Below are 17,234 nucleotides of genomic sequence, written 5' to 3'. Positions count from 1 at the left end.
ATTTTAGTGCGCGAGTTATATATTTAATGTTGTAACATATTATACAAATGTCATGGGACTGAATCAAGACATAAAGCAGGAGAAGTTCAAATCCGAATTTGACAAAGTAATAGTGAACTTGATGTTTACGAGTAATTGGCTCAATCAACAAGAGTTTTATTTGTTCAAACCCTATGGGTTGACAATTCAGCAATACAATGCATTGAGGATTTTGAGAGGTCAGTATCCTAAAGTAGCTACGATCAGTTTGATTATAGACCGCATGTTGGATCGTATGTCCAATGCTTCTAGGATTATTGATAAACTAGTATCCAAAGGCTTAGCCACTCGTCAAATTAATTCCAAAGATCGCCGAGCGGTGGATGTAAAGATCAATGAAAAGGGTTTAGCACTGCTGGATGAGTTAGATACCAAGTTGGATAATTTGACCCAACGAATCAATCATTTTACCGAAGAAGAGTGTAAGCAATTCAACGATTTGTTGGACAAGTTCCGAGGAACCCAACCGGATCATTAGAGTTTGAGCAGGTAATCAATGATTCCTTTTTGTTTGCCTTTGACACGCATGACGAATAGTGGGATTTCTGAATCCATCTGAATCAATTTTTCTGCACTACTCCCTAAAAATAGTGCCGATGCGCTAGTGACCCCTTTTGCTCCGATGACAATGGCATTGGCACGGATTTTCTTGGCTGTCTTGTAGATGGTAGAAATGACATCTTCGTCTCTGTCAAGAGTAAAGATCGGTTTGATGTCCAGTTTCGTTTTTTTGATTTTAGACTCAAATGCTTTGTACTCTTTCCCACTATTTTCCTCCATGATTTGCGCAAACTCCTGATAACTCTTGCCAGCGTAGTGATACCCTGAAGGTACTTGGTATACATTCTGAGGTACAATTTTCACCTTGGGCATGTTCTTTTCAGAAATGTCAATGATGTGATTGAGTGAGTCCAACGAGTGGTTGGAGTAGTCAATAGGGACAAGGATTTTATTGACCTTCTTTTTGAAGCCTTTGGGGATGATCAAAAGTGAACAGGCAGCTCTACGGGCCACTCGGTGAATGATGACACCACCACCTGGTTTTTCATTTTTTCTTCCCATGATGATGAGGTCGATCTCTTCGCTCGCACTATTTTTCAAGATAGATTTGGTAGGTTGACCTGCTTTGATCTCTATGACCGCTTTTGTTTCTTGGTTTTCAAAGTAGCGATCTACACTCAATTGGATGTCCTCTTTACGTTCTTTTAGTGCGTCCTGCATTAAGTTTGGAAACTCTTTCTTGATATGATCTGGGACTTGAATATTTTTGATCACGTTGATAAACAAAACTTCTTCACTTTTGGCTAAAGAAGAGATGAAGGATGCTGCACGAATCAACTCCTTGTCCATATCTGTATGATCTAGGGCAACCAGTATTCTTTTGAATCTATTCATGAGTATTCGGTGGATTAAACGAGGGAATTAAAATGTAATATATCAAAAAGGTTAGAACTCAATGGTATTGATCGTGTCTACGAGTAGTTCCATTTGTTCTTTGGAATGCGTAGGGAAGTTGGCAATGCGTATATGTTTGCCTTTGAACTGGCTGTATCCACTTCCGACGAGCAAACCCTTGTCTGCCAAAGCTGACATGAGCGGCTCGGCACCTCCTTGTACTTCTGCCACACCGATGGTGGTAGATCTAAATTTCTTTTCCGTTACGAAAGCATTTAGCCTTTCATGGTTCTCAAACAAGTTGTATATCAAAGCACTCTTGTATGCCGACTCTTGTCGGATTTGGTCTATACCTTTGCTGAGCATGTCTTGCACGACTTTGCCCAATAAGTAGATGTTCATTACGTTGGGAGTGCAACTGGTTTGGTTTTTTTGAGCAAACTTGTCAATGCTCAATAGGCTGTTGTAGGTTTCGTGGTATTTACCCACTTCCTTGAGCCTACGAGCGGTCTCCAGACATCTTTCGTTGTAGATCCAGACACCTAGTCCTGATGGCAAGCCAAAGCATTTCTGAACAGAGAAATACAGAGTGTCCAATTTGCTAAAGTCGTAACGTGTCACAGGTAAGGAACTAACGGAATCAATAGCCAAAAGCTTTTCAGGGTATTTGGCACGTAGACCTTCGATGTCTGCTACAGGTAGCATGGCACCAGTGCTGGTCTCGTTTTGTGCGAGACCAATCAACTCTACTTCCTCAGGAATCTCCACATTTTTCAAATCATGGTTAGATCCATAAGCGGCTTTATTCAATATTGCATTTTTGCCTAAGTCATGGGCTGCCTGGTAGAATTTTTCGGAGAAGGATCCATTGACAAAGTGGTAGGAAGTTTGGTCGATGAGGTTTTCAGAGATTCTTTCCCAGACTTCAGTAGCCGAAGAAGTGAATCCAATGCTGTAACCTTCAGGCAAATCCAAGAGCTCTTTGAGTGCATTGACGGTCTCTTCATGAATGCTGATATATTGCTTGCTTCTGTGACTGATAGATGCCACGTTGTTTTTCAAGGCGTTTTTGATATGCTGTTCTGCAGTGAAATACAAAGCAGAAGGACCGGGGGTAAAGAATATTTTATTCATTTATATAGCTTGAGACATTTGGCGGTAATGAGCGCAAAATTATGGTAAAAGAAGTTAAAGTAGATATATTTGTACCCTCTTTGGATCTGCAAGTTTATTAAGCTTTAGATCATAACAAAAACGAGTGACTCTGGTGGCTAAATCAGGCCTCATCTCGGTTTAGATCGGGACTCTTCGGAGATAACAGTGGAAGATTGAATCATTCGGATAGCTTAAATCTTTTCTTAAGAGGTTTAACTAAACCATGAGATCCTTAGTAATAAACCCCGTCCAATTGGACGGGGTTTTTGGTTTTAGTACAATACTCTGAATCGAATAGTTCCTTCAATTTTCTTCATGACCTTGATGACTTCTTTGTCGTACTTCTTGTCAATATCAGTGATGACATACCCCATGATCTCATTGGTCTTGAGGTATTGTCCCATGACATTGATGTCGTGACTCGCTAGGATATTGTTGATCTCAGCGATGATGCCTGGTTTGTTTTTGTGAATATGAATGAACCGATGCGCATTTTCCAATTTTGGTAAGGTCAAATTGGGAAAATTGACACTGTTGGTCGTCGATCCTGTGTTGATGTAGCTGATGATTTTGTTCGGAACGAATTCAGCAATGTTTTCTTGAGCTTCGAGTGTGCTGCCACCGATGTGAGGAGTCAAGATGACATTTGGCAAACCTCTCAATTCTGAGACAAATTCGTGGTTATTGCTCAAGGGTTCTTCTGGGAATACATCCACCGCTGTTCCAACAATTTTTCCTGATTCGATCGCTTTTTTCAGCTCAGGGATATCTACGACATGACCTCTAGAGAGATTCATGAAGATCATGCCTTCTTTCATTGCATCGAATTGTTCTTTGCCGATGATGTTCTCATTGCTCTTGCGTCCATCTACATGTAGCGATACGATATCCACTTGGGCGAGCATTTCATTGAGTGTATTGCATTTGGTGATATTGCCGATAGGCAGTTTCTCATCAATGTCGTAGTAGAATACTTGGAGTCCCATCGCCTCTGCCAATACAGAGAGTTGTTTGCCGATGTTGCCATAGCCTACGATACCTAGTTTCTTACCTCTCACCTCAAAACTGTTTTTGGCAGATTTGTCCCATTTGCCTTCATGCATTTTGGCGATTTTGTCTGGTAAGTTGCGGATGAGCATGATCATCTCGCCGATGGCGAGCTCTACTACGGATCGGGTATTGCTATATGGAGCATTGAATACGGTGATGCCTCTTTTGGTACACTCAGTCAGATCGATTTGATTGGTTCCGATACAAAATGCACCAATAGACATCAAGCGCTTGGCATTGTCAAGTACTCTTTTGGTTACGATTGTTTTGGATCTAATGCCCAAAATAGATACATCTTTGATCTTTTCAACCAATTCGTCTTCTGTCAGTCCTGCGGGGTGGACTTCTACTTGATAACCTTCATTTTCTACGATTTGCACCCCTTTGCTGTGGATGTTTTCGAGTAGCAAAATTTTGATTCTGTTTTTAGGGTATGAGAGTGCTCCTTCCATATTGTTATGATATAATATTTCGTCTAATGATGGAGCGATATGGTCTGCATAGTCCATCACGTTTTGTCTTTTTACATTTTCTGTGAAGGCATAAAAGCGGTTGGCTTGTCCTTCTTTTCGTATTTCATAGTCATTGTATCCATCACCGATGACATACACTTCACCATCGAGACTGAGTGATTCGATGAGCGCAGGCTTTCCTTTGCTTCGAGAGAGGATGTTTTCTTTGTCAAATCCTGTGATGAAACCCTTGTTGTCAAACTCAAATGTGTTGGCATAAACATGGTCTGCTTTGATGCCATATTCCTCCACGATAGGACTAATGAACTCCTTGAATCCATTGGATAGAATGTAAATGTGTTCTGAGTTATTCTCTAAAAATTCTTTGTTTCTTATGAAAGAGGGAGAGACCAATGATTTTAATTCCTCAATTAATAGAGGAATATGATCCTTGTGTGCCCTCAGTATTTTCAACCTACTCTCGAGGGACTCTCTAAACGACAGGTCTCCCCCCATGGCAAGATTGGTGATTCTTTCGATTTCGGCCAATGCAACCTTCTTTTCCTCTTCGTCTTGAAAGGCCAAGGTACACAAGATGTCCAATGCTTCTACTTGTGTGAAAGTACTGTCAAAGTCTATTACAAAATTGGCGACCTTAGATTCCGTCATTCAATGATTACTTTAGTTTTTGATCGTGTGGAGTCTATTGTGTAACTGCCACAGTTAGTGCCGCAAAATTATTCTTATTGCAATAAAAGAGAGTCATAATTATTTGAATTAAATCGACTACTCATGATTATTGCAAAAATGACAATCTTTATATGATAATTTGTTATTTGAATAATTTTTATCGCGGTTATAGATTATTTCTTTGGTTTTAACGCTCCTTTTGGAAATGAGTTTTGAAAAATTGAGTCGGTATTTATACGGATAATAGGACCGATTTGAACCGAAAAAGGCTCTTGGATTTTAATCAAAAAAGTTCGGAATCACGCTTGAAATGTTCGTATCTTGGCAGCTTTAATGCTGTTTTCTGATGTAGAAAGGATTGAAGAAAACGCTTGAGAAGTATATTTATTCATACAATTGATTACATAATTTATTAAGGAACAATGGGGATACTTGATCTGATCACATTACTGATATTTTTAGCAGCCGTTTTTACACTTGTCAACATCACTGTTTTGAAATTACCGTCTACCATTGGACTGATGGCAATCGCTTTGGCTTCTTCGGTGGGGATTGTTTTGTTGGGATTTGTCATGCCGTCTATACTGAATGGTGCAGAGCATATCGTACAAGAGTTTGATTTCAAAGAGGTATTGTTGAATGTGATGCTTAACTTCTTGTTGTTTGCAGGTGCCTTGTCTGTGGACTTGAGTCGATTGCTCAATGAAAAGTTGCCTGTGGTGATCCTCGCTACGGTAGGGACATTGATGTCTACATTTATAGTGGGGTATTTGATGTTTTTTGCTTTCCCATTTATGGGGGTAGAAGTAGAGTTAATCTATTGCTTGTTGTTTGGGGCATTGATTTCTCCTACAGATCCTATTGCCGTATTGTCATTGGTGAAGAAAGTCGGCCTGGCGAAGCGTTTGGAAATCAAAATTGCGGGTGAATCCTTGTTCAACGATGGGGTAGGAGTAGTTATCTTTTTGACAATTCTTGGTATTGCACAAGGAGGTGGAGAGCATGGCGAAGTAAGTGCCATGAGTGTTGCTGGTTTGTTTGTGACGGAAGTGTTTGGGGGCTTGCTGCTAGGAGCATTGTTTGGTTTCATGGGCTTCAAATTGCTCAACTATATTGACAATGACCATGTCGAGCTGGAAGTGTTGGTCACCTTGACGCTAGTGATGGTAGGAGGACGATTGGCCGAATTGATTCATGTGTCGGCTCCATTGGGTATGGTGGTGATGGGCTTGTTTATTGGTAATCAAGGACGAAGTGAGCATCTCGCCAATGCTACCGGTGAATATGTATATAAGTTTTGGCACTTGCTTGACGAGGCTCTCAATGCTATTTTGTTCATCCTGATTGGGTTAGAATTTATTGTGATTACGCAGACATTTCAAAATCACTACCTGCTAATTATGCCTGTAGCTATTGTTGTTGTGCTGTTTGCTCGATTTTTGGGTGTTTCTATTCCAATCACCATTTTGCAAGCTTTTGGGAAAAAGTTTGAAAAAAAGACCATTATGATATTAACTTGGGGGGGCTTGAGAGGTGGTATCTCTGTGGCTTTGGCTTTGTCCTTGTCTGACAGCATTCCTGCCAAGGATGTGATAGTGACCGCTACATACGCTGTGGTTGTCTTTTCTATCTTAGTACAGGGGCTCACCATTGAAAAAATTATGAAATAATAAAAAGGTTTTATCATATTTGCACCTAGTTTAGAACAAACAAGAATTTAAATGAAGTTAAGTTTAGCAGAAGGATTAATGCTGATCGCCCTAGATGACGAAGAAGGAAGACTCTTGGCAGCAGCAGAACATTCGATAGATCACGGTTTATTAGCCATTGTTATTTTAGAGCTTTCATTGATCAAAAGAGTTTCTTTTGACAATGGTAAAATAATTATCAAAGACACGACGGGTACGGGTAATAAGGTGCTTGATAGTGTATTGAAAGCACTAGGGGGTGGTGGTGATACAGTTTCTGCTACGATCAAAAAACTTGCAGGTGGCTTTGAGCATATTCAAGATGATGTTATAGAGCTTTTGGTACAGAGAGGTATTTTGAAGGTAGAGTCTACCAAATTGCTTTGGATACCTGTATCGGAGCGAATGGATAATGCTAATTATGCTTTCGAACAAGAAATTAGAGACACGCTAAAAGCTGTTGTGCAAAAAGGTAAAAAACCTACGCCAGCGATAGTGATCTTGATGTCTATGATTCACAACTGTGGGATTCTAGAGGAGGTGTTCTCAGACCGAGATGAATTGATAGATGCTGTCAAGTCGGCCAAGGATATTGCGTCAACGGACAATATTGATGAAAACACTAAATTAGTATTGAACGATTTGAAAACGCACTTTAGTGCAAATTAAGGGAAGTACAGTTTGTTTGACAGACTATAATAATGATATACTAAAGAGCTGAGGATTATTCTTCAGCTCTTTTTTCTTTAGCATTGGAGTGAAGAGGTGTCTGGGATTTTTTTAGGTAAAAATCGAACAGCTCTTGTGCATACTTCTCCATCTCTACGTTTTCTATTTTTTGCTGCTGTGCAGCCGTGACAATTTGTAGTTCGAGAATTGTCTTGAGATAAGCTTTGATGGAGTCTTGGTTTTTTCGAATATCCACTCCGTTTAGAGCCATGAAACCAAAACCTTCGTGGGGATTGTTTCTGTCACGCTCGAGAATGTGGTACTTGACTCCATCGATAACCGTCTCATCAAAATGGTAATGTATGTCTTCGTGAATTTCACTGAAATTGGGGCCTGACCCATGGTTGACATCCCTGTTTTCACAACTCATTGTCCCAAGCACAAGTAGTAGGAGGTAAAGTAGGGCTAGAGGTATTGATTTTACTTTCATCATGTTATTTTTCTTTGAAGTACCCCTCTTGTACATTGAATGCTTTTTGGATGGTCTCAAATGAGCTTCCGTTGACTATGATGATCAAATAGTCTCCCAGTTCGATCTTGTATTCCTTTTGAGGGTTTTTGATGAGATGTCTTTTGCCTCCACCTCGTTTGACCATCCCAATTAGTACGCCATTGAATTTTGTTTTGAGGTCGCTGAACGCTTGTGTGTACGTGTGGTTCAAGTATGGATTGTCATAAGTAACCAAGAACTGTTTGATGTCATAGTCGGTCGGTGTGTGGGCAAAGGACATGATGTCCTCTGTGTACGAGGCTACATCCGGCTCAAACATATAACTCGCTAAAATTTTGGATGAAATCTCATGTGGAGAGATGGCGTTGGTGACACCCGCATTGAGAAAAGTATTTTTAAGGTTGGCATTTTCGAGTGTGACTACAAACTCTAGATTATCAAATATCTTTTTGATGTTGAGGATGAATACGAGTTTTTCTGTGTCATCTTTTAGGTTGACAAATACGACGAGTGATTTTTCTATATTGACTTTTTTGAGGGATTCGAAGTTTTCAAAATCAGCATACAAAGTGAAGACATTTTTCTTGTTGTATTTCTCATGAATGAGCTCGATATCTGATCGTTGGTTGGTGACAATAGCCACCTGCTTGCTCGCTCCGATGAGCTGTTCTGTGACCAGTTGACCAAAATCACTCCAGCCTATGATGACGACATGATCTTCAAAAACGGTTCCGTTGTAGCCTAGCATTTTATTCTGTTTAATAGTAGAAACAAGATTTGTGATTTCACCAATGAGTAACCCATAGATTCCCACACTTAATAGCACGAATATATAACCAACCACCCGTCCGTATATGGTGATAGGGGTAATATCTCCATAGCCTACAGTAGTCAATGTCACGATGGTGTACCACACGGCTTGGTGGTAATTGGTGATGGATGATTGGCTGCTGTCTTGCTCAAAACGAACCAGTAAAGTGATCAGAACTACATACAAAATAATGCCAAGCAATATGGCTAGGATGAACCTGTTGACCTTTTGTTTCTCAGACGAATTGAGCATGTATTGTAGCTATCAAGTTAGGTGATTTTTAAAGAGTCAAGTTATCAAAATTGCCGATAATTTAAAATTAACATTGGCAAAACAAACAGGGGTTTGTTCGAGAGGGGAGCGGGATGTCGAATAATAAGTTTGAATTAGGTTTCGGGCATCAAGTCTGATGGCTTTTTGCCAAAGCGCTTTTTGAATTGATTATTGAAATTACTCACATTCTTCATGCCAATCATTCGCGCGACTTCTGAAGTGCTTGTGAGTTTTTTTTCTAGAATGATTCGATTGGCATACTGTAACCTTACTTCTTTCAAATATTCGTAGGGGGTTGTTCCTGTTAGCTTCTTGATCAATCTATAGAACTTTCGTTCGCTTACGTAAACCTTTTCTGCTAGAAAATTAATACTCAAGTTTGGATCATGAATATTGGCTAAAATCAATTGCTCTACATTTTTGAGTAATGAAGATTCGACTTCATCAACTGTCTCAGCGTTGTTTATGAAGAGTGCCTCTTCGTTGTTGTTGTTCCATTCACTTCGATTGAGTAGGTTCTCAATTCTTTTGAGGAGTTCTTTGGGTTTGAAGGGTTTGCAGAGGAAATCATTGACTCCCTTGGATAGTACACGCTCTTTGTCTTCGTCAGAGGTACGGGCAGAGAGTACTAAAGCGGGTATCCGCTTGAGTCTGTCGTTTTGCTTGAGTTGTTCGAGAAGTTCAAAGCCATCAAACCAAGGCATCATCAGATCCGTAATGATCAGGTCAACTTTATCCTTTTCTAAAACTCTAAGCGCGCGTTTCCCATTGGCAGCAGTCAATACAGTATAATGCTCGGCTATGATGTCGTAGATATAGTCTCTCACCTCGGGGTGATCCTCGACGATCAATATGGTCTTTTTCTTGGTAGAATGACGGGCATCATTTTGTATGCTTTCAATATGTACAAGTGGCTTGTCTGAAGAAAGGGAATCATCAATGTCTCTAAATAAATCTCGTTTTTCGTAGCTGTACTCTAGGTTGGAGAGGTTGGCTACTTTGTTTGGACTGACGTTTTCCTGGTGTATGGAGATTTTGAACTCCGTGCCAATACCCAATTTACTATTTACTTCAATCTTAGCTTGGTGTTTGTCGATGATTTCCTTGACAAGAGCAAGACCGATACCAAAACCTTCTTGTGTTTTGAAGGTCGTATCGGGAGCCTGATAATACCGATCAAAAATATAGGGGACGTTTTGCTCAGGGATCCCTTCGCCTGTATCTACGATTGAGATGACGAGATTGCCATTGTCTTGGCTGAGGCTAACAGTCAGCGAGTCTTTCTCTTTGGTGTGTTTTAGACCATTGGTAATCAAATTAAACAATACTTTTTCGAAGTGATGTGGGTCTGCATGAATGATAGTACTGCCTTTGAAGATAGTGCGTGAGTAGGCCAAATGTACTCCTTTCATTTCAGCCATGGAGCTAAACATCTGCACAAATAGATTGAGCATCTCGTCAATGTCAATGTATCGGGGGGATATGGCCAATTTACTGTCCTCCAACTTGATGAGCTCATTGATTTCATTGGTGAGATGGAGTATTCGTTCTCCATTTTTGAGGCCTATTTTTAGCTGACGTGCGGCTTTGTCAGTAAGGAAGACATCATTGTTTTCCAGTACTTGTTCTATGCCCCCCATGATGAGTGTCATGGGAGTGCGTAGGTCATGAGAAATATTGGCAAAGAATCTCGACTTGGCAGCATCCAGTTGGATCAAGCGATCAGCTTGTTGTTGGTTTTGTTTAGAGAGTCGTTTGTTGGTGACAGAGGCTCGGTAGATTATGATGGCGATCACGATGACCAATACCAATACGAGTAGGGAAGAGATGAGTAAGGTGTTTTGTGCACGAATTGTTTGTTGATTGAGCTCGTCTTGTTTTTTGAGTAGTTCATTTTCTGTAGCCTGCTTTGCTGCTTGCGAGCGGATTTCGGCCTGTTTCATCTGATTGTAGAGTTCCAACGTACTCATAGAGTCACGTAAGTAGGTGAACTCTTCATGCAAGATGATCGCTTCTTTGTATTGGTGCGTTTCGACGTAGGCTTCATAGAGCCTCGCTTCGAGCTGAGTCAACCGGGTCTGGTAGCTTTGAATATCTCGCTGTTTGTTGATGAAGTGTTCCAAAAGAGCGATCGTTTCTGAATATCGTTTGTTTTCATTGTAGAGAAAACTCAGTGTGTTTAAAGCTTCAATGGATTGGTTGATGTTGTCTCGTTCCTCTGCTAGCTCAATCGCTTTATACAAAAACTCCTCAGCTGCCAATATGTTCTTTTTTTGTGCAAAGAGCCTGCCGTACGTTATATATAGGTTAAAGGGATTGATTTTCAAGTCAGACTGCTCCAGTAGAATGGAGGCACTATCTAGAATGGATTCTGCTTTCGTTAGTTTGTTTGCTTTGATCAGTACGTTGGCCAATTGAGCATACCAAGTCACAATTCGATTTTCTTTCTGAGGCTGTGACTTGAGCTCTTGTATGGCTTGGGAAAGGTAAGCAATCGACTTTTCGTAGTCTTTAAGGTCTGCATAGGTTTTTCCGACATTGTAATAGCTCAAAGCTACGCCAAACCTGTCTTGACTTTTTTTGTAGATCGCTAGTGCTTCCAAATAAGCATCTATTGATAACCCTAGTTCGTCAATAAAGTAGTAACTGAGACCTAAATAGACCTGTATATTAGCCTTGTCTTTTTCATTGTCCAGCTTGCTGCTATTTATAAGATCTATATAGTTTTTGGCATACTCGATCGAGTGTATGAATTGACCCACGGAGTACTTGAGGTCTGTCATGATATACAGAAACTCCAGTTGCTGTTCTGTGGTAAACTGATCATAATCTACTTTCAACAACTCTAAGATGTACTCACATGAATCTGTCTGACCTGTGCTAGAATAGGCTTTTGCTGCTAGAAAAGCTTCTTCTAGTTTGAGGCTTTGTTGAGAGTCATCGTTTTGTGCCAATACTGCCGTACAACCAATGACCATGAACAAGCAAGAAAAAAATACTGCTGCTAAATGGATTGCTTTGTTCAATTGGTGGGGATTAAATAATAATTAATTTCTCTCTAAATACTACGAATTACTATCTCTCTGGCTTCTCTTCACCGGCGCCTTTGTCATTTTCTTCACCTTCTGGTCTGCGAGTTGCCAATTGTGTCATGTTTAAAATGTTCATCTGTTTGTGTGTTTATGATTAAAAATAAATTTGGGTTCAAAATAGCGAGTTTCATCTAGATATCATAATGACACCAAGATATGCGTAGACAAAGTGTTAATTATTGTTAGGAATGAAAAGAAAGCCCATGCCAATTGAGAAAATGGTATCAAAATTACTTTTTTTGCGTTGGTCAGAAAAGAAATGAACCCACTATGAGTTATAAAAAATATCTTCTTCTATTATTGGTTTTGATGAGCTTTTATGCCCAGGCTCAGGAGCAAGGGTACAAAATTAAAGTGACAGTCAAGGGGACTCAAGACTCAGTACTCTATTTGGGGTATAATTTTGGGACAAAAAAGTACTTACAGGATACTGCTAAGGTTAAGGGGGAAACTGTGGTGTTCGAAGGGAATACCGTCCTCAAACCAGGAGTGTATTTTTTGTACAGTCCCACATACTATATGGAGCTCATAGTGGACGAACAGCGTTTTGAGATTGAGACGGATCTCATAGATACCTATGGCGATATGAGAGTCAAGGGGTCTTTGGCGAATGAACAATTTCGTGATTTTCAAAGGCTCATGATTAGGCATCAACAGCAAATCAGAGACTTGACCAAGAGCATAGATTCTACAGCAACAAAACTCGACTCGGCTACAGTACTCGCTGAAATGCATGAAATCAATGAGCTGAACGAAGCGGTACGTGATAGTTTGCAACAAGTAGATCAGGGGACTTTTGTAGGGGAGCTATTGACATTGATGAATCTAAAGGCTCAGTTTGCCTTTGAGGGAGACTCTCTAACTAGTGACGAGAAACAACGACAGTACAATGACTTCAAAGATCATTATTTTGATGCAGTGAATTTCGATTCGGAGGGTTTGCTGCGTACTCCTATATTCGAAGCGAAAATCAATGAGTACGTAGACAAAGTGACGATTCAGAATCCGGATTCGATCATTTCGTCGATCAACTATCTATTGACCAAGTCGGCGAACAATGAAGAGATGTATCGTTATTTTTTAGTTACATTTTTTCAAAAGTATCAGAACCACAAAATCATGGGAATGGATAAGGTTTTTGTGTATTTGGCCGATGAATATTACCTCAACGGAAAGGCTCCATGGGCGAATGAGGCTATGTTACAAGAATTGAGAGACGAGATGGTCTTTCATCGTGACAATCAGATCGGGGAGTTTGCCCCGCAGATTTATTTGCAAGATACCCTTGGGCGCCCAGTCAACTTATATGAGGTCAAGTATGACTATGTGATCTTATATTTTTATTCTCCTACATGTGGACATTGCAAAAAGAAAACACCTGTATTGAAAGAAGTGTATGATAGATTGGATGAAAAAGTACAAGTGGTAGCAGTAGATACTGATACGGATGAGGATAAGTGGAAGGCATTCATCAAGGAGTTGGATTTGACGTGGCTCAATTATGCGGATTTGGGTTACAAGAGCAATTTTCGTGTACAATACAACGTGAGAAGTACGCCTGTCCTCTATATCTTGGACAAGGACAAACGCATCATAGCCAAAAAACTGGATGTGGAACAGGTCGAAGGTTTTATCAATGAACAAATTAGAAGAGCGTCATTATAGCTTATTTACTGGATTCATGGATTTAATCTTTTGAATTAAAGTAAATACTCTTATTTTCGGAACTCAATTGAATACATTAAAAAAAGCAGATGGTTGAAGAATTCAAAACACTGAGAGACGATGAAATAGAGGTATTGTTGAATGCCCCAGTTCTCGTGTCAGTCATGATAGCAGGAGCTGATGACAAAATCGATAAGTCTGAAATCGCACAAGCTGTAGAGATCGCAAACAGTAAGCAAGCGAGAGCTAGAGAGCAGTTGATCGAATATTATAGAGAAGTAGGCCAGAGTTTTCAAGAGAAGTTTGAAAAGTATGTCGAGGAACTTCCAGACAATGCGGATGCTCGTACGGAGTATATCACACAGGAACTTCGAAAACTGAACCATATACTGCCTAAAATCGATCATAACTTTGCAGTGAAGTTGCATGCATCACTTAAGGAAATGGCCAAAAAGGTAGCCGAAGCTTCTGGTGGAGTGCTTGGATATATGTCCGTGAGCTATGAAGAGGCAAAATTGATGGAGTTGAGGATGATTGATGATCCAGAAAATTTCGATCACTAAGTATAATTCAATACGAAATTTTAAAGAGCGCTAACCGGACAAGGTTAGCGCTCTTTTGTTTACTGCCATATGATCTCTCAATATCGAAAAAGTGCTACCATTCCTCTTCGTTTGACTTTTGTCATGTGGTTGATGTTTTCGTGTCAGTTTTATTTGGAGATTGATTTGGGGGTATACTTTGGCGTCTACCCGAGGCATTGGGTTGGGTTGATTGGAGTGCTGTTGGCACCTTTGATCCACGGAGATATCAATCATTTACTTTCTAATACCCTGCCGTTTCTATTGTTAGGAGTTATTCTTTTCTATTTTTATTCACGCATTGCTCGTCCTGTTTTTTGCGTTTCCTATTTTCTGCCAAGTCTCTTGGTGTGGATCTTTGGCCGTGATTTTTACCACATCGGTGCGAGCGGAGTGATCTATAGCTTGGCTTTCTTTTTGATGCTGTTTGGTTTGTTTCGTAAGGATACAAAGTCACTGACCATTTCTATCCTTGTTGTATTGCTATATGGCGGACTCTTTTATGGTTTACACTCCAATGACCCTAGGGTATCTTGGGAGTCTCATGCATTCGGTGCTGGTGTCGGTACGGTGCTGGCTTTTGTATACCGCAACAAGAGGAAGGTAGATTGAGGCCTCTACCCGACAAGGTGGAGGGATGCTTGTCGGGTAGAGGTAGGCTCAATGATGATGTCCGGATTCTGTGTTTTTGGCCTTGGCCAAAAGAGTGAATGCTCCTTGCGTGACAATCTCCATTTCTTGAAGATTGAGCTGAGAGTCTACCGGTCGTATCTCCGTGTAATTGTCTTCGTTGCTTCCTTGTTCGATTTCTATCATTTGGTACTGGTGCATGGTCTGATCGTCCTCTACCTTTGTTCCGAGCGCAGCAAATACAAAGTACTTGCCTCCAAAGCGAACGATGGCGTCCTCAGCAATTGAAGGAACGGTAGATATAGCGGTTTCTATGCGCGCAGTGATGTACATGCCTGGCACGAGACCTGATTGATCCACAGAGTCTGTATCGTGATGCTGGAGATGACCGTGTACGGTCACAGATCGGTTTTCGCGTACACTCGTTCCAACCAAGAAGACCTCGGCTTCTCGCCAAATGTCGGGTTCATTGCTGAGAGCAAAACGAATACGCTGACCTTTCTTGATCTTGGGGATGTCATTTTCGTAGACGGTCAGTTCGACGTGTAGATCATCAGAATTGGTCAAGTCCATGATTACATCTTGTGGATTGATGTATTTGCCGACATTGGTGTAGACCTCACGCACAGATCCATTGACAGGTGCGTAGAGATTGACAGTAGAGGTTATGTTTCCATGTTGTACCTTTTTGGGACTGATACCAATCACACGCAGACGCGCTTCCATGGATTTGAGCCGAGCTTCATTGGCGAGGTATGTGCTCTTGGCTTGTTGGTAGTTTTTGGCAGAGGCGACTTTTTCTTCGTGCAACTGCTCTTGACGCTTGTATTCTGCATGTAGATATTCGCGGTTGGCCAGGCTCTCTAGGTACTCTTGCTGGAACTGGATGAACTCAGGGTTCTCAATCGAGACGAGAAATTGCCCTTTTTTCACCGGTGTTCCTGGTAGCATCTCTGTATACTTGACGAATCCTCCGTAGGGCATGTTGATGGAGATGTTGCTTTGTGGAGGGACATCGATGACACCATTGACTTTTAGTTCCATCCCAATATTGCGTGATTCGATCTTGGCTAGACTGATGTGTGCTCGTTGATACTGCGCATCGTTGAGTTCGACGATGCCTTCCTCGTCATGATGTTCATGGTCTTCATGGTTGGCAGAGGGATTCTCACAACTCGACCCTGATAGAACTAAAGTCAAAGAGAGAATCAGAGTTTGGATATGATGTATATATTTCATGGTGTGTCGTTTTATTGTATGCCTGTGATGTACTCAATTTGAATCAATGTCTGATTATACATGTTGAGTGTTTCGAGGTAGTTGAATTTGATATTGAGAGCCATGGTTAGCCCCAGTGTATATTCGTTGTAGTTGATACTGCCGCTATCGAATCCTTTTTGGGCTTGAGCCAAAATAAGGTCCGATTGTGGGAGTGCATTTTCGTTGTAGTATTTGAGACTCGATTGGTGTTTAGAGTATTGTTCTACCAGTGCTTTCAGTTTTCCTTGCAACTGAATAGTTGTAGCTTCCAATTGGGCCTCGGTCGTTTGTCTGCGGTATTCTGCCGCTTGAATTTGCGAAATGTGAGCTTTGGACCCAAAGAGTGGAATTGCCAAGCCGACTTGAAATCCATCGAAGCGATCACTGGAGGTGTATCGAGTTGGCGTACCCTCAGTATCCAGGCCTGTGCCATTCAAGGACTGATTAAAGTAGCCCAATGTGATGTCTGGCATCAATTGCGCTTTTTCGATTGATTTTTCTTTGTCGGCGATATGCATCATCTGTCTAAACCACTCTAGAGTAGGATTTTGACTGATGTCTAAAGAGTCTGTTTCAAGTATACCTTTTCGTTTGACCATGGGGCCTGGTTTCATCTGGACAGGTTCGTCTACATGTAGCAGTGTCATGAGTTCCGTTTGGAGGATGGAGATGTCTGCTTCGTTTTGTGCGATTGATAATTCGATCTGAGCGACTTGCGATTCAGCGGTAGCTTTTTCGAGCATGTTGCTCTCTCCGGTCTGATACCGAAGTGCCGCGGCACTTCGGTAGCGGCGGTAGATACTGTCTTGTGTGAGGAGAAGAAGGTGTTTGCTCTGAGCAAGCCAGAGTGCATACCACGTCGATTTTACTTCACGTATCAGTTCGTTTTGTGTCGCGATCCGCTGTTGCTCACTGCCTTCAATGCGGGCCTTTGCCAATTGCTTTTGATGGGAGTAGACCGTTGGGAATTCCAACCGCTGACTAATGTTGAACTGATTGTCATCGTTGCGTACACTGTTGTATTGTCCATGCACCCAAGACACTTCTGTTTTGGGTAGGTTCCAACTGCTCCCTCTGAGGGCACGCTGCTGCTCAACCTCAAGACTGGCTGCTTTGAGTGTTGGGTTGTTGGCTAGGGCAATTTCAATCACTTCATCCAATGTGCGGATTTCTCTAGAGAGGGATTGTGCCTGAGCCAAGAAGCCCATTTCCAACCACACCAATGGGAGAAGCCACAATACTTTGAAGAGATCTTTTCTTTTCCTTTTCATGT

The 17,234-nt window shown here is 41.1% G+C and carries 14 protein-coding genes; 6 read left to right on the top strand and 8 right to left on the bottom strand.

Annotated features, from left to right (window positions below):
* Window positions 1–52 precede the first annotated feature (52 nt).
* Window positions 53–517 (top strand): MarR family winged helix-turn-helix transcriptional regulator, encoded by a 465-nt coding sequence (locus tag BFP72_RS08755; protein ID WP_099598776.1) that lies wholly within the window; start codon window positions 53–55, stop codon window positions 515–517.
* On the opposite strand, the gene BFP72_RS08750 is transcribed toward BFP72_RS08755, so the two are convergent.
* The 3 genes from BFP72_RS08750 to serA form a co-directional block, all read right to left on the bottom strand.
* Entirely contained in the window at window positions 514–1,434 is a 921-nt protein-coding gene (locus tag BFP72_RS08750; protein WP_099598775.1) for a universal stress protein, read from the bottom strand. The two genes, BFP72_RS08755 and BFP72_RS08750, sit on opposite strands and share 4 nt — an antisense overlap.
* A 51-nt stretch (window positions 1,435–1,485) precedes the next feature.
* Complete coding sequence (locus tag BFP72_RS08745; RefSeq protein WP_099598774.1) at window positions 1,486–2,568, bottom strand: aminotransferase class V-fold PLP-dependent enzyme; 1,083 nt, start codon at window positions 2,566–2,568, stop codon at window positions 1,486–1,488.
* A 293-nt stretch (window positions 2,569–2,861) separates the two neighbouring features.
* A complete protein-coding gene (gene serA, locus BFP72_RS08740) occupies window positions 2,862–4,760 on the bottom strand; it encodes a phosphoglycerate dehydrogenase (protein ID WP_099598773.1) in 1,899 nt (632 codons plus the stop codon).
* Window positions 4,761–5,203: 443 nt separating this feature from the next.
* On the opposite strand from serA, the gene BFP72_RS08735 reads away from it, so the two are divergent.
* Both BFP72_RS08735 and BFP72_RS08730 read left to right on the top strand, forming a co-directional pair.
* Complete coding sequence (locus BFP72_RS08735; protein WP_099598772.1) at window positions 5,204–6,451, top strand: sodium:proton antiporter; 1,248 nt, start codon at window positions 5,204–5,206, stop codon at window positions 6,449–6,451.
* A gap of 51 nt (window positions 6,452–6,502) precedes the next feature.
* A complete protein-coding gene (locus BFP72_RS08730; protein ID WP_099598771.1) occupies window positions 6,503–7,138 on the top strand; it encodes a GPP34 family phosphoprotein in 636 nt (211 codons plus the stop codon).
* A 55-nt stretch (window positions 7,139–7,193) separates the two neighbouring features.
* On the opposite strand, the gene BFP72_RS08725 is transcribed toward BFP72_RS08730, so the two are convergent.
* The 3 genes from BFP72_RS08725 to BFP72_RS08715 all read right to left on the bottom strand — a co-directional run bounded on the left by BFP72_RS08725 (window position 7,194) and on the right by BFP72_RS08715 (window position 11,759).
* On the bottom strand, window positions 7,194–7,631 hold the full coding sequence (locus BFP72_RS08725; protein ID WP_143519999.1) for a hypothetical protein: 438 nt from the start codon (window positions 7,629–7,631) through the stop codon (window positions 7,194–7,196).
* A 1-nt stretch (window position 7,632) separates the two neighbouring features.
* Window positions 7,633–8,712, bottom strand: coding sequence for a TrkA family potassium uptake protein (locus BFP72_RS08720; protein ID WP_099598769.1), 1,080 nt, complete (start codon window positions 8,710–8,712; stop codon window positions 7,633–7,635).
* A gap of 134 nt (window positions 8,713–8,846) precedes the next feature.
* The gene (locus BFP72_RS08715; protein WP_099598768.1) at window positions 8,847–11,759 is read right to left on the bottom strand and encodes a response regulator; all 2,913 of its coding nucleotides are present in this window, start codon (window positions 11,757–11,759) and stop codon (window positions 8,847–8,849) included.
* Between the two features lie 336 nt (window positions 11,760–12,095).
* Here BFP72_RS08715 and BFP72_RS08710 point away from each other — a divergent pair, with 336 nt between their 5' ends.
* From BFP72_RS08710 to BFP72_RS08700, 3 genes are all read left to right on the top strand, one after another.
* Window positions 12,096–13,490: a TlpA family protein disulfide reductase gene (locus BFP72_RS08710; protein WP_099598767.1), complete on the top strand. Its 1,395-nt coding sequence runs from the start codon at window positions 12,096–12,098 to the stop codon at window positions 13,488–13,490.
* Window positions 13,491–13,579: 89 nt separating this feature from the next.
* Window positions 13,580–14,053, top strand: a complete 474-nt coding sequence (locus tag BFP72_RS08705) for a hypothetical protein (RefSeq protein ID WP_099598766.1) — start codon at window positions 13,580–13,582, stop codon at window positions 14,051–14,053.
* Window positions 14,054–14,122: 69 nt separating this feature from the next.
* Window positions 14,123–14,683 carry a rhomboid family intramembrane serine protease gene (locus BFP72_RS08700; protein ID WP_255397180.1) on the top strand — a complete coding sequence of 187 codons (561 nt, stop codon included), beginning with the start codon at window positions 14,123–14,125 and terminating at the stop codon, window positions 14,681–14,683.
* 48 nt (window positions 14,684–14,731) lie between these two features.
* Here BFP72_RS08700 and BFP72_RS08695 read toward each other — a convergent pair whose 3' ends face one another.
* Window positions 14,732–15,940 (bottom strand): efflux RND transporter periplasmic adaptor subunit, encoded by a 1,209-nt coding sequence (locus tag BFP72_RS08695; protein ID WP_099598765.1) that lies wholly within the window; start codon window positions 15,938–15,940, stop codon window positions 14,732–14,734.
* Between the two features lie 11 nt (window positions 15,941–15,951).
* A complete protein-coding gene (locus BFP72_RS19450; protein WP_221406495.1) occupies window positions 15,952–17,232 on the bottom strand; it encodes a TolC family protein in 1,281 nt (426 codons plus the stop codon).
* Window positions 17,233–17,234 lie beyond the last annotated feature (2 nt).

Origin of the sequence: Reichenbachiella sp. 5M10 (assembly GCF_002742335.1) — a bacterium.
In the GTDB taxonomy this organism is placed as follows: Bacteria; Bacteroidota; Bacteroidia; order Cytophagales; family Cyclobacteriaceae; genus Reichenbachiella.
The sequence above is the reverse complement of the archived record's forward strand: the minus strand, read 5'-3'. Positions and strand labels throughout refer to the sequence as shown.

Coding starts and splice junctions, on each gene's coding strand:
- BFP72_RS08755 (WP_099598776.1), top strand. CDS start 53: ATGGGACTGAATCAAGACATAAAGCAGGAGAAGTTCAAATCCGAATTT.
- BFP72_RS08750 (WP_099598775.1), bottom strand. CDS start 1,434: ATGAATAGATTCAAAAGAATACTGGTTGCCCTAGATCATACAGATATG.
- BFP72_RS08745 (WP_099598774.1), bottom strand. CDS start 2,568: ATGAATAAAATATTCTTTACCCCCGGTCCTTCTGCTTTGTATTTCACT.
- serA (WP_099598773.1), bottom strand. CDS start 4,760: ATGACGGAATCTAAGGTCGCCAATTTTGTAATAGACTTTGACAGTACT.
- BFP72_RS08735 (WP_099598772.1), top strand. CDS start 5,204: ATGGGGATACTTGATCTGATCACATTACTGATATTTTTAGCAGCCGTT.
- BFP72_RS08730 (WP_099598771.1), top strand. CDS start 6,503: ATGAAGTTAAGTTTAGCAGAAGGATTAATGCTGATCGCCCTAGATGAC.
- BFP72_RS08725 (WP_143519999.1), bottom strand. CDS start 7,631: ATGATGAAAGTAAAATCAATACCTCTAGCCCTACTTTACCTCCTACTA.
- BFP72_RS08720 (WP_099598769.1), bottom strand. CDS start 8,712: ATGCTCAATTCGTCTGAGAAACAAAAGGTCAACAGGTTCATCCTAGCC.
- BFP72_RS08710 (WP_099598767.1), top strand. CDS start 12,096: ATGAGTTATAAAAAATATCTTCTTCTATTATTGGTTTTGATGAGCTTT.
- BFP72_RS08705 (WP_099598766.1), top strand. CDS start 13,580: ATGGTTGAAGAATTCAAAACACTGAGAGACGATGAAATAGAGGTATTG.
- BFP72_RS08700 (WP_255397180.1), top strand. CDS start 14,123: ATGATCTCTCAATATCGAAAAAGTGCTACCATTCCTCTTCGTTTGACT.
- BFP72_RS08695 (WP_099598765.1), bottom strand. CDS start 15,940: ATGAAATATATACATCATATCCAAACTCTGATTCTCTCTTTGACTTTA.
- BFP72_RS19450 (WP_221406495.1), bottom strand. CDS start 17,232: ATGAAAAGGAAAAGAAAAGATCTCTTCAAAGTATTGTGGCTTCTCCCA.